This window comes from Prevotella denticola (assembly GCF_900454835.1).
Taxonomy (GTDB): domain Bacteria; phylum Bacteroidota; class Bacteroidia; order Bacteroidales; family Bacteroidaceae; genus Prevotella; species Prevotella denticola.
Genome location: NZ_UGTM01000002.1, coordinates 317,541 through 331,205 on the forward strand (window position 1 = coordinate 317,541; position 13,665 = coordinate 331,205).

Here is a 13,665-nt window from a genome sequence, read left to right on the forward strand (position 1 = left end):
GGTCTCACGGTTAAAAGAAAGAAGAAAATCAGCTGTTACAACTTATAGACCTCCTTGACTTCCGCTTTCCTTTTTTTGTTCTGAGCCTTATACAGAATCCTCCTCCTTAGATTCATAAGTGATTATCAGTCGTCATACTTCCCGTCCGTATCTTCTGACCGGGTTTGAACAAGACTGTAAGGAAAGTTTTCCAAAGACTTCATAATGAAAAAAGGCAGGGAAAGACGTGGAAGTCTGTCCCTGCCAGATGGCTGCGATGCTGACACCGGAGGGATTATCCCTGCCGGTGCAGACGGTATGGTGAAAGCCGGTTTATTCCTTGATGTTCGGCTCTTCCAGTCCGAGGTGGCGTTTCTTGTCGACCACCTTCAGGATGAGACCGATGACGAGGGCGACGACACCCAGTCCGGCAAGCATGATCAGCGGTGCTGTGTAATTGAGCTGTGTCGGGTCGGTCACACCGACGTTCGTCTTGTCGAGCACCTTGCCGATGAGCAGCGGGAACAGCCACAGGCCGATGTTCTGAATCCAGAAGATCAATGCGTAGGCGGACCCGATGATCTTCGCATCCACCAGCTTCGGCACACTCGGCCACAACGAGGCAGGCACAAGCGAGAAGGAAGCACCGAGGACAAGAATCGTGACATAGGCCACGATGACGCCGCCCACCTGGCTGGTCTTGAACAGCGGGAGGACGAAGGCGAAGGTGAGGTGGCAGAGAATCAGCAGCAGCGAGCCCAGCACGAGCATGGAGGCCGCCTTGCCCTTATGGTCGACATAGCTGCCGAGAATCGGGGTGATGCCTACTGCCAGCAGCGGGAACACGGCGAAGATCGACTCTGCCGACTGGCGCATATAGCCCATGTAGCAATAGAGTACAAGGCTGAGTATGGAGAGCAGGAGCATCGTGTTCTTCAGAGCCTTCCGCTTCATGAAGTTGTACATGAAGGCGGTGGCTGCGACGACGAGCATGATGACATACTGGACCATCGTCACACTGGAAGACGCCCAGAACGAACCGGCCGGAAGCTCATGGAACGTAAGGTTGCACTGGAGCATATTCACGGCATACTTCTGGAAGGGGAAGATGGCCGAATAGTACAATACGCAGAGCAGGGCGACAAGCCAGAAGCCCATGCTGGTGAGGATCTTCCCGAGGTCGCTGATCTTGAACGGATCTTCCTTCTCCTCTGCCTCGCCGGTCTGTGCGTCGAGTTTCCTGTCCATGAAGAAGTAGACGATGAACATCATCAGGGCGATACAGATCAGTACGACACCGAAGGCTACGGAACGTGACACATCGACATGACCGCCTAACTTGGCAAAGAACGGCGAGAAGATCATGCAGGTGGCGACACCGAGCCGGGCCAGCGCCATCTCAGAACCCATTGCCAACGCCATCTCACGTCCCTTGAACCATTTCACGATACCGCGTGAGACGGTGATGCCGGCCATCTCCGTTCCACAGCCGAAGATCATGAAGCCGCAGGCCGCCACCTTCGCCGATGCCGGCATGCCCTCGTAGAAAGGAGAGACGCCCAGCTGTTCGAAGACAGGGATATGGTTGAGGTTGTTGGTGAACCACGCTTCTACCGCACTGCCGGCAAAGCTCTCGCTGATGGCATAGTACTTGATCAGCGCACCGGCCAGCATCACTGCACCGGAGAGTACGGCGGTGAAGCGGACACCCATCTTGTCGAGGATGATCCCGGCAAAGATGAGGAAGAAGACAAATACGTTCAGGAAGGTTTCTGACCCCTGCATCGTTCCGAATGCGGTAGAGTCCCATCCCCTCTGTTCCTGCATCAGTTCCTTGATCGGGGAGAGGATGTCCACGAAGATGTAGGCACAGAACATCGCCAGTGCCAGCAGGAGGAGAGCCGTCCAGCGCATAGCCGCTGAATCTCTCAATGTTGTTTGAATTTTTTCAGTCATGATGAATTATTAAAAGTCTACGAGTAAACGGGTAAACAAGTAGACGAGTTGTCTGTTAGATTATCAGTTAAAAGGGGCTGACGAGTTGACAGGTCGACGGGTTGACAGGTTAATGCCATCAGGCAACTTGTTTACCCGCAAACCCGTCGACCTGTAAACTTACTTTTTCAGCCAGCGGTCGAGCCAGCTGAAGAATGTGCGCTGCCAGAGAATACCGTTCTGCGGCTTCAAGACCCAATGGTTCTCATCGGGGAAGAGGAGCAGCTCTGCCGGTATGCCGCGCATACGGGCTGCATTGAAGGCACCCATGCCCTGGTTGGCATTGATGCGGTAGTCCTTCTCGCCGTGGATGCAGAGTATCGGCGTGTCCCACTTGCCGACGTTCAGGTGCGGACTGTTGGCATAGGTGCGCCGGGCAGCTTCCGTCTTGTCCTTGTTCCAGTAAGCATCGTCATACTCCCAGTTGCTGAACCACGCCTCCTCGGTATCGGTGTACATGCTCTCGAGGTTGAAGGCACCGTCATGTGCAATGAAGCACTTGAAACGTCTGTCGTGGATACCTGCCAGATAATAGACGGAGAATCCGCCGAAAGACGCACCGACGGCACCGAGCCGGTCCTTGTCCACGAAAGGCAGATTGCGGGCCGCATCGTCGATGGCGGAGAGGTAGTCGTTCATGCACTGACCGGTCCAGTCGGTACTTACCTCCTCGTTCCATGCGCTGCCGTAACCGGGCAGGCCGCGGCGGTTGGGTGCGATGACGACATAGCCGTTGGCGGCCATGATCTGGAGATTCCAGCGGTAGCTCCAGAACTGGGAAACAGGACTCTGCGGTCCGCCTTCGCAGAAGAGCAGCGTCGGGTACTTCCGGTTCGGATCGAAGTGAGGCGGTGTCACCACCCACTCCTGCATCTCCTTTCCGTCGGTCGTCTTCACCCATCGGTCGTGTACTTCGCCCAGTGCGAGCTGGTCGTAGATGTGCTTGTTCTCGAAGGAGAGCTGTGTCTGAAGGCTTGTCTTCTCCTTCTTCGCCGGCGTGACGGCGTAGATTTCGTTGGCCTGGGAGAGGCTCTGACGGATGGCCAGCAGCTTCCTGTCGCCCAGCAAGGCAATGCTGACATAGTTGTGGTCGCCCTCCGTGAGCTGCTTCACCTCGCCCTTGAGACTGGTCTGATAGATGTTCTCCGTCGCATGCCATACGCCGATGAAGTAGAGGACCTTGGAATCGGCTCCCCATGTGTATTCGTCGACGTTCGAGTCGAAGCTCTCGGTGACGTAGGTTTTCCTGCCCGTGGCCAGCTCGTAGACGCAGAGGCGGTTGCGGTCGCTCTCATAACCGTTGTTCTTCATGCTCTGCCAGGCGATGTACCTGCCGTCGGGCGAGAATTTGGGATTCACGTCGTAGCCCACGTTCATGTCGCCGGCCTGATGGTTGACTGCCTGGTCGCGCATGCTCTTCGTCGCATCGATTGCCGGTTCCACATACCCCTCGGGCTTGCAGAGGTTCTTCGTCCGGCGGGTTTCCACATTATATATATAGATGTCGGCATCAGTCGAGATGGCATACTGCGTGCCCTCTTTCTTGCGACAGGTATAGGCGACAGACTTGGAGTCCCTGCTCCAGTCGATCTGTTCGATGCCGCCGAACGGTGCCAGCGGACTTTCGTAAGGCTCGCCTTCGAGCACGTCGACACCGTCGCCGATGCCCCCGGCAGTGACGTCAGCCACGAACGGATGGGCGTTCGCCGTCACGTAATGGTCCCAGTGACGGTAGTTCATATCCGTGATGACCATGCCTGTAGCCTTCGGCAGATCACTCGGGTTCTGCCTGATCGTGCCGTAGTAAGGGATGCTCTTGATGAGCACGACGCGACGGCGGTCGGGCGAGAAGCGGAAGCCCTCGATGTCGATGTCCGAGCGGGTGAGCTGCCGGCGGTCCGTGCCGTCGGCTTTCATCGTCCACAGCTGTCCTCCGGTGAGGAAAGCCAGGGTGTTGTTGTCGAGCCATGCCGCATCGCTCTCGTTCGCTGCGGAGGTGGTGAGCAGGCGGTCGTTCCTGCCGTCGGCATCCATGATGCGCAGCACCTGGTGACCCTTGTTCTCCTTCACACTGTAGTACCCCACCTGGTAGACGATCCGTCTGCCGTCAGGTGATGCCTGTGCGGCACCGATGCGCCCCATGGCCCAGAGAGCCTCGGGTGTCATGAGGTCGCTCTTCAGCGTGATGCTGCTGCGCCCGATGTTCACATCCTGTGCCTGTGCGCCGCTGCTCATGACGAGTGCGGCAGCCATTGCGACTGTCAAGTTTCTGTTCATAGTTATAGACCTTTCTTTTTGTTGTTGAGTTCTTCCTTTCTGTGCCTCAATTCTTCCTGCTGCTTCTGCTGCATTTCCTGCAGGGCCTGCATCCGGGCGAAGAGTCCGCCGCCCTTCTGGTTCGGATTGTTCTTCTTCTCTTTGCGCTTCGCCTCCAGTATCCGGAGGAGTTTCTCGTCGTTGGTGGTCTTGCGCAGCGTCCACATGATGGCGGCCGAGAAGAAGAGCGAGACGAAGTAATAGAAGTTCAGACCCGACGAGTAGTCATTGAACATAAAGAAGAAGAAGAGCGGCATGGCGAACATCATCCACTGCATCATCTTCATCTGGTCGGCCTGCTGTCCCACCATCTGGTCTTTCTGCTGCTGCATGGTGAACCATGAGTAGAGCAGGTTGGCACCGCAGAAGAGAATGCAGGTGAGCGACAGGTGGTCGCCGACGAGCCATAGGTTATGCCCCCACGAGATGATCGGGTCGTAGGTGCTGAGGTCGTCCATCCAGAGGAAGCTCTGCCCGCGGAGCTGGATGGCGTTCGGTACGAAGTTGAACATCGCGATCCAGATAGGCATCTGTATCAGCATCGGCAGACAGCCGGAGAGCGGACTGACACCGTACTCGGCATACTTCTGCATCATCGCCTGCTGCTTCTGCATCTGGTCCTCGGGCTTGTTGAACTGCCTGGTCGCCTCGTCGAGTTTCGGCTTCAGCACGCGCATCTTCGCCGAGCTCATGTAGCTCTTCTTCACCATCGGATAGGTGATGAGCTTCAGCAGCAGGGTGATGAGAATCAGCACGACACCCATCGGGAATACCTTGCTCAGCCAGTCGAAGACGTAGAGCGTGAACCACCGGTTGATGATGCGGAACAGCGGCCAGCCGAGGTAGACGAGCCTCTGCATATCCAGGTCCTTGCCGAAACGGCTCTCCTTCTCTACCGCCTGGAGCAGGCGGAAGTCATTGGGGCCGAAGTAGAACTCGAACTCTGACGGCCGCCGGCCCGTAGGGTCGAAGCCGGTCTTCATGCTGGCTTCGTAGTGTTTCAGGTAGTGCGACTCCTTGTCGAGCGGCGTGCTCTTGAGCTTTGCGCCTGCTGCGAAATTGTCCCTGGCGATCATCACGGCAGAGAAGAACTGGTTTTTGAAGGCCACCCAGTCCATGGCGTCCTCGGTCGTCTCCTCCTTTTCGGCCGTCTCGCTCAGATAATCCGTACTGCCGCCGTGCTTCTTGTAGGTGAGAGTGGCATAGCGGTTCTCGAACGTGAAGCCGCGCTCCTGCTGGCGGCAACGCTCCTGCCAGCTGACGTCCATCTGGTTGCAGTCCGGTGCGAACAGCCCGCTCATGCCCTCTGCCTGCAAGGAGGCGTGGAGCAGGTAGTCCTTTCCGAGGACATAGTTCAGCGTGAGCGTCTTGCCCGGTCCGGCCACGGCGGTGAGGGTGACGGTCGTGTCGGTCACGTTCGACGGGGTGAAGACAAGGTCCTTCGTCTCGATGTTGGTGTTCTTGCCGGCCAGCATGAAGTTCAGGCTCTGGTCGTTTCCGCTGAACAGGGTGACGTCCTTCCGGTCCTTCGACCCGTCCTTGACGGCGATGTCATGCCCCACGTAGTTCTTGATGACAGCCTTGCTGACAACGCCGCCCTTGGTGTTCAGGGTCAGTTCCACCTTGCTGTTCTTCAGCGTGATGTCCTGCCCCTTGCCGTTCAGGGCCGAGTGGAACAGGGCCGTCGTGTCGGCTGCCACGGCAGCCTTCTGCTGTGCCTGCTTCGCAGCGGCGAGCTTTGCGTTCTGCGCTTTCCGGACTGCAGCGACGGAGTCCTTCACAAACTCGGCCCGCTGCTGTGCCACCTGTTCGGCCGACGGCTGCTGCCACCAGGCGAACCCGAAGAGTACCAGGGCGATGAGAACAAACCCTGTAATCGTATTCTTATCCATTTATTTATTTTTCTGGTTTTCTATTGATGTCTTTACGAAGTCGAGGAACAGGGGGTGCGGATGGAGCACGGTCGACTGGTATTCCGGATGGAACTGCGTGCCGATGTACCACTTCAGACCCGGTATCTCGACGATTTCCACGAGGTCGCTCTCGGGGTTGCGGCCGACGCACATCATGCCGTTCTTCTCGAATTCCTTCTCATAGTCGTTGTTGAACTCGTAGCGGTGGCGGTGGCGTTCCTGGATGTGTTCCTGGCGGTAGATGTCGAAGACGCGCGACCCCTGACGCAGCACGCACTCGTAGGCGCCGAGCCGCATCGTGCCGCCCATGTTGGTGATGTTCTTCTGCTCTTCCATGATGTCGATGACGTTGTGCGCCGTCTTCCCGTCCATCTCACGCGAGTTGGCGTCCTTGTAACCCAGCACGTTGCGGGCAAACTCAATCACCATCATCTGCATACCGAGACAGATGCCGAAGGTCGGGATGTTGTGGGTACGGGTGTAGTGGGCGGCGACAATCTTCCCCTCGATGCCCCGCTGGCCGAAGCCCGGACAGATGACGATGCCGTCCTGTCCCTGGAGCTTCTCCCCGACGTTCGCCTCGGTCAGGTCCTCGGAGTTGATGAAGGTGATGACGGTCTTGTGGTCGTTGTAAACGCCGGCCTGCAGCAGTCCCTCCCGGATGCTCTTGTAAGCATCCTGCAGGTCGTACTTGCCGACGAGTCCGATGTGTACCTCTTTCGTCGCCTTGCGCTGCCGGTCGAGGAAATCTCTCCACGGACCGAGGGCCGGCTTGGGTCCCACCTTCTCGCCGCACTTGCGCAGGATGGCTGCGTCGAGCCCCTGGTTCAGCATATTGACCGGCACGTCGTAGATGCTCGGCAGGTCTTCGCTCTGCACGACGCAGTCGAAATCGACGTTGCAGAAGGCCGCCACCTTCTTGCGGATGTCGTCCTCGAGATGCTTCTCCGTGCGCAGCACGAGGATGTCGGGCTGGATGCCGACGCTCTGCAGTTCCTTCACACTGTGCTGCGTGGGCTTCGTCTTCAGTTCGCCCGCCGCCTTGAGATAAGGGATATAGGTCAGGTGGAGGTTGATGGCACGGCGGCCCAGCTCCCACTTCATCTGCCGGATCGCCTCGAGGAACGGCGCCGACTCTATGTCGCCGATCGTACCGCCGATCTCCGTGATGACGAAGTCGTAGTGGTATTTCTGTCCGAGCAGCTTGATGTTGCGTTTGATTTCGTCCGTGATGTGAGGCACCACCTGGATGGTCTTGCCCAGATAGTCGCCGCGGCGTTCCTTGTCGATGACGCTCTTGTAGATGCGTCCGGTGGTCATGGAGTTGGCCTTCGTGGTCTTGATGCCCGTGAAGCGTTCGTAGTGCCCGAGGTCGAGGTCGGTCTCCATGCCGTCCACCGTCACGTAGCACTCCCCGTGCTCGTAGGGGTTCAGCGTCCCCGGGTCGATGTTGATGTACGGGTCGAATTTCTGGATGGTGATGTTGTAGCCCCTTGCCTGGAGGAGCTTACCGATTGACGACGAGATGATTCCTTTGCCGAGTGAGGAAACCACGCCGCCCGTAACGAAGATGTACTTTGTTTCAGCCACGATTTTATGTATGTTTTAATTTATTGTCTTCTGAAAAACGAATATCGCTGGTTATGAACTAAAGTGCAAAGATACTAATTTTCCGTGAATGAGGCTGGTTATAAGGAATAAATTTAGGATTTATACTGCTTTGTGCAGGTGCATGGAGCATAGGGTTCCCAGAGGATCTTTCACCTCCATGCCCATCAGGATTCCAATCAGGCGTTAACTGGCGTGCAAGTAAGCCTTACCTGGCCTTCAATCAGGCCTTACTTGGAATGCAACTGAGCACCTTTTGCAGCACAGCTTGTAAACAACTGGTTACAAGCTGTTTGCAAACCATCAGAAAAAGATTCAGACAGCCTCAACAGAGTCAGATCTGACAACATGGATTACCAGATCCGGAAGTATGGATTACACGGGACCGGCCTGGCAACATGGCACTTTGGGAACATGACTTCATGCAGCCTACTCTATCTTCCACTCCTCTATGCACCGCCGCTCCAGAGAGAAGCTCACGCCGATCCGGTAGAGCCTCCGGCTGTCGGCGGCGAAAGGCCGGGTATACCCCTTCTCGTCGATCTGGCGGAGGGCGGCCTCGGCGGAGCCGTCGAGCTTGAACTCGATGATGTAGAGGTAGTCGTGCGTGCCGACGACCATGTCCATGCGGCCGTCGGAGGTCGTGCGCTCCACCTGCGTGTAGAAGCCGAGCATCTTCGCTACGAGGTAAAAGGCGTTCTGGAAGTAAAGCTCGGAGTCGCCCACGATTTTATAGTCGGTATCGGCGAACATGGCCGACATGAGGCGCATGAAGTCGCCGGGGCGGCCGGCACGGAGAGAACGCACGAAACTGGCGACGGAGAAGGGCGTGCTGCGCTCGGCGCCGGTGTAGAAAGGAAGCAGGAAGCGGGTGAAGCCCTCCTCCACCTCCTTGTTGGGGAAGCCGAGACGGTACTCCCCGAACTCCGGGTCGTAGCCCTTGATGGTGAGGTAGCCGCTCTGGTAGATGACGGGGATGGGGTTGCTCGAGAAGGAGTCGATGCTGTTGAGCACGTCGGCCGTGGCCACCTCCTCGGTGAGGTTGGGCAGGACGTAGTCGTCGCGCTGCAGGAGCCTGACGAGATAGGTGGGCGTGCCCGTCTCGAACCAGTAGCTGCCGAATTCCAGCTTGCTGAAGGTGTTGAGCAGGCTGAAGGGGTTGTAGACGCCGACGCCGTTCTGGCGGAAGTGGTAGCCGTCGTACTGATCCCTGAGCCGGGCGAGCGTCTCCTCCTCCGTCAGCCCCTGCCGGTCGGCCAACTGGCGGACGGAGGCCTCGAAATAGGTGTGTATCTCCTCCTCCGTGATGCCGCAGAGAGCCTGGTAGCGTTCGTCCATAGAGAGGTCGAAGAGGTTGTTGAGGTCGGAGAAAACGCTTACCTTCCCGAACTTCGTCACGCCGGTGAGCAGGGCGAAGCGGATGTACTGGTCCTGCGACTTCAACGCCCCGTAGAAGGACTTGAGGAGATTCCTGTGGGCGGCCTGAAGCGTCTCGTTCCCGATTGTCTGCAGCATCGGCTTGTCATACTCGTCTACGAGAATCACCACACGCTGGCCTGTCGCTTCGGCGGCACGGCGGATGACTCCCTCGAACCGCTGGGAGGGTGTCACCTCGTTTTCCTCTTTCCCATAGCGTTTCTCCCACTGGGAAAGGGTGAGGTTCAGGCGTTGCGCAAGGACATTCTCGTGCTGGTAGTCGTCCGTGTTCAGGTCGAGGTGCAGGACGGGGCAGGCCGTCCAGGCCGTCTCCAGCTTCTCCATCGCCAGCCCGCTGAACAGCTCGCGCCTGCCGGAGAAGTAGGCCTCGAGGGTGGAAATGAGCAGGCTCTTGCCGAAACGGCGAGGGCGGCTGAGGAAGTAGTATCTTCCCTGCACGACCAGCTGATGAATCATGGCCGTTTTGTCCACATAGGTGTAACCATCCTTGCGCAGACTTTCAAAGTTCTGTATTCCGATAGGGTATTTCATCGTCTGTTCCTCCCTGGTTTGGTTGATACTGCAAATTTACATGAAAATAATGGATTCACGCCCCGGACTATGCCCCTGTGCCGTCTTCCGGCTGCGCAATCCGCACAGGCACTCGCCTACTCTATCTTCCACTCCTCTATGCACCGCCGCCCCAGAGAGAAGCTCACGCCGATCCGGTAGAGCTTCCGGCTGTCGGCGGCGAAAGGCCGGGCATACCCCTTCTCGTCGATCTGACGGAGGGCGGCCTCGGCGGAGCCGTCGAGCTTGAACTCGATGATGTAGAGGTAGTCGTGCGTGCCGACGACCATGTCCATGCGGCCGTCGGAGGTCGTGCGCTCCACCTGCGTGTAGAAGCCGAGCATCTTCGCGACGAGGTAAAAGGCGTTCTGGAAATAAAGCTCGGAGTCGCCCACGATTTTATAGTCGGTATCGGCGAACATGGCCGACATGAGGCGCATGAAGTCGCCGGGGCGGCCGGCACGGAGAGAACGCACGAAACTGGCGACGGAGAAGGGCGTGCTGCGCTCGGCGCCGGTGTAGAAAGGAAGCAGGAAGCGGGTGAAGCCCTCCTCCACCTCCTTGTTGGGAAAGCCGAGACGGTACTCCCCGAACTCCGGGTCGTAGCCCTTGATGGTGAGGTAGCCGCTCTGGTAGATGACGGGGATGGGGTTGCTCGAGAAGGAGTCGATGCTGTTGAGCACGTCGGCCGTGGCCACCTCCTCGGTGAGGTTGGGCAGGACGTAGTCGTCGCGCTGCAGGAGCCTGACGAGATAGGTGGGCGTGCCCGTCTCGAACCAGTAGCTGCCGAACCGCAGCCGCTGGAAGGTGTTGAGCAGGCTGAAGGGGTTGTAGACGCCGATGCCGTTCTCTACGAAGTGGTAGCCGTCGTACTGATCCCTGAGCTGGGCGAGCGTCTCCTCTTCCGTCAGCCCCTGCCGGTCGGCCAACTGGCGGACGGAGGCCTCGAAATAGGTGTGTATCTCCTCCTCCGTGATGCCGCAGAGAGCCTGGTAGCGTTCGTCCATAGAGAGGTCGAAGAGGTTGTTGAGGTCGGAGAAAACGCTTACCTTCCCGAACTTCGTCACGCCGGTGAGCAGGGCGAAGCGGATGTACTGGTCCTGCGTTTTGAGGACGGAATAGAAAGCCTTGAGCGTGGCACGGTATTCGGACTGCAGGGCTTCATTGTCCAGCGACTGCAACAGGGGCTTGTCGTATTCATCCACGAGGATGACCACCCTTTGCCCGGTCTGCTCCGCAGCCCGCCTTACAATGCCTTTGAAGCGTAGGGAAAGTGTTGTCTCCGCCGGCTCGCTGCCATAGGCTTTCTCCCATGTCGTCAGTGCGTCATTGAGAATCTCGTCAAGACTTTCCTTGCTGTCATATCTTGCCGTGTTCAGGTCGAGATGCAGGACGGGGCAGGCCGTCCAGTCCGTTTCCAGCTTCTCCATCGCCAGCCCGCTGAACAGCTCGCGCCTGCCGGAGAAGTAGGCCTCGAGGGTGGAAATGAGCAGGCTCTTGCCGAAACGGCGAGGGCGGCTGAGGAAGTAGTATCTTCCCTGCACGACCAGCTGATGGATCATGGCCGTCTTGTCCACGTAGGTGTAACCGTCCTTGCGCAGACTTTCAAAGTTCTGTATTCCGATAGGGTATTTCATCGTCTGTTCCTCCCTGGTTTGGTTGATACTGCAAATTTACATAAAAACTGTGATTTATAAGCCAGTTGGATAAAGAAAGTGATTTTTTCTTCAACGAGGAAAGATAAGCATTATTTCCTATGCCAAATAACCCGACTATAGATTGTCACATCGCATAAAGCCGGAGAAAGAATCGTCCTCACACGGCTGACAGCAACGGAAGAATGCCCGTTCCTGCAATTTTACCGTATGCGTCTTGGGTTATTCAATGAAAATCCGTAATTTTGCCGTAGAATATTATTTTTACAGATTACAAATCATTACCTGTCTCATAACAATATGTGGCTGAAAACTTATCCTCATCTCTTCCATACAGCGGCCGCCTGTGCAGGACTGCTGCTTTCCGCAACGGCACTCTCTGCCCAGGAGCAGAACATCGCAGTGATCCGGCCGACGGACACCCCCGCCGAAATCGTCCGCAAGGCTGCCAATGTCGTTCCGTCCGAACGCCAGTTCAACTGGCAGCGGCAGGAGCTGACGGCCTTCCTGCACTACGGCGTAAACACCTATACGGGCCGGGAATGGGGCGACGGAACGGAGTCGCCGGCCGTCTTCAACCCGACCGCCCTCGATGCCGACCAGTGGATCCGCGAGCTGAAGGCGGCCGGATTCAGATGTGCCATCCTGACCTGCAAGCACCACGACGGCTTCTGTCTGTGGCCGTCGGCCTGCACGGAGCACAGCGTGAAGCACTCTCCCTGGAAGAACGGCAAGGGCGACGTGGTGCGTGAAGTAAGCGATGCGTGCCGGAAATACGGCATATCGTTCGGCATCTACCTCTCGCCCTGGGACCGCAATTCAAAACTCTACGGCACAGAGGCCTACAACGATTACTTCGTCAGCCAGCTGACCGAACTGCTTACACAGTACGGCAAAGTGAGCGAGGTATGGTTCGACGGAGCCTGCGGCGAAGGGGCGAACGGAAAGAAACAGGAGTACGACTTCGTGCGCTGGTACAGCCTCATCCGCAGGCTGCAGCCCGATGCGGTGATTGCCGTCATGGGGCCGGACGTACGCTGGGTAGGAACAGAGACGGGACGCGGGCGTGAGACGGAATGGAGCGTCGTCCCCAAGGACAATCTCGACCAGGAGACCATTGCGAAGAACTCGCAGCAGGAGATGCTGACAGCTCCCGTGGGCGACATGAGAGGACAGGACCTGGGCAGCCGCAAGGTGATTGAAAAGGCGAAGTCGCTCGTCTGGTATCCTGCGGAAATCGACGTGTCGATCCGGCCGGGATGGTTCTATCATGCAGACCAGGACTGCAAGGTGAAATCGCCGAAAGAGCTGATGGACATCTACTTCACGTCCGTCGGCATGAACGGTGTCCTGCTGCTGAATCTTCCGCCGGACAAAGAGGGACGGCTTGCCGAAGCCGACGTGGAGAGCCTCCGCGGCTTCCGCCGGCTGTACGACGCAACATTCTCCCGCAACCTGCTCACCGGTTCCAAGGTCGTATGCCGGCTTTCGGAGGGCAAGGCTGGCAATGTCGTCGACGGCGACTACGACACCTCCGTCCTGCCTGACATGAAAGGCGGCAGGACCGTCTTCCTGTTCCGGATGAAGCACCCGGCCGCATTCAATGTCCTTTCCATACAGGAGGATATCCGCAAGGGACAGCGTGTGGAAGCGTTTTCCTTGGAGGTGAAAGATGCCAGGGGAAAGTGGAAGGAGGTGGCTGCAGGAACAACTGTCGGACACAAACGGCTGCTGAAGTTCCCCATACAGACCGCCGGGGAAGTGCGGCTGACTATCCGGCAGGCGCGTGCCGTCCCTGCCATCTCGGAAATCGGACTGTACCGGCTGGTGGAGTAAGAAGCCGTCTCTCGATGAAGAAAAGAGGGTGTGCCAGAACACGAATACCCTTTTGAAAGTCATACAGTCTGAAACGGCATCCTAAGAAAAGTCTGTTTCCAAGCTGGACGAAATTCGGGAAGAGAGAATATACGACTGTGCCTCAATAAGTTATACGGAATCTGCACAGACAATGTATGTCCGTTTTTCAATCAGGCCTTACTTGAAAGCCAAGTAACGCCTGATTGAAGTCCAACTAAGGCCTACTTGGATTCCAACTAAGGCCCGATTGAAGCTCAACTAAGGCCTGATTGGAAACCGATATATACCTTCCTGTATTCCAGGAAGTTGCATCCAAGGACTGGCGGCTGCCTGCCTGGAATGCAACCGTCAGGCAG

The 13,665-nt window shown here is 57.3% G+C and carries 7 protein-coding genes; 1 reads left to right on the forward strand and 6 read right to left on the reverse strand.

Annotated elements, in window-relative coordinates:
- Positions 1 to 312: 312 nt before the first annotated feature.
- From DYH27_RS09435 to DYH27_RS09460, 6 genes are all read right to left on the reverse strand, one after another.
- Positions 313 to 1,935 (reverse strand): MFS transporter, encoded by a 1,623-nt coding sequence (locus DYH27_RS09435; protein ID WP_004353598.1) that lies wholly within the window; start codon positions 1,933 to 1,935, stop codon positions 313 to 315.
- A gap of 159 nt (positions 1,936 to 2,094) precedes the next feature.
- A complete protein-coding gene (locus DYH27_RS09440; protein WP_029216355.1) occupies positions 2,095 to 4,251 on the reverse strand; it encodes a S9 family peptidase in 2,157 nt (718 codons plus the stop codon).
- 2 nt (positions 4,252 to 4,253) lie between these two features.
- Complete coding sequence (gene yidC, locus DYH27_RS09445) at positions 4,254 to 6,182, reverse strand: membrane protein insertase YidC (RefSeq protein WP_025067761.1); 1,929 nt, start codon at positions 6,180 to 6,182, stop codon at positions 4,254 to 4,256.
- Positions 6,183 to 7,793, reverse strand: a complete 1,611-nt coding sequence (locus DYH27_RS09450; RefSeq protein WP_025067762.1) for a CTP synthase — start codon at positions 7,791 to 7,793, stop codon at positions 6,183 to 6,185.
- 447 nt (positions 7,794 to 8,240) lie between these two features.
- Complete coding sequence (locus DYH27_RS09455) at positions 8,241 to 9,779, reverse strand: ATP-binding protein (protein ID WP_115338013.1); 1,539 nt, start codon at positions 9,777 to 9,779, stop codon at positions 8,241 to 8,243.
- A gap of 116 nt (positions 9,780 to 9,895) precedes the next feature.
- Positions 9,896 to 11,434, reverse strand: a complete 1,539-nt coding sequence (locus DYH27_RS09460; protein ID WP_115338014.1) for an ATP-binding protein — start codon at positions 11,432 to 11,434, stop codon at positions 9,896 to 9,898.
- A 318-nt stretch (positions 11,435 to 11,752) separates the two neighbouring features.
- Between DYH27_RS09460 and DYH27_RS09465 the strand changes: the two genes are divergently transcribed.
- Positions 11,753 to 13,288 carry an alpha-L-fucosidase gene (locus DYH27_RS09465; protein WP_025068195.1) on the forward strand — a complete coding sequence of 512 codons (1,536 nt, stop codon included), beginning with the start codon at positions 11,753 to 11,755 and terminating at the stop codon, positions 13,286 to 13,288.
- Positions 13,289 to 13,665 lie beyond the last annotated feature (377 nt).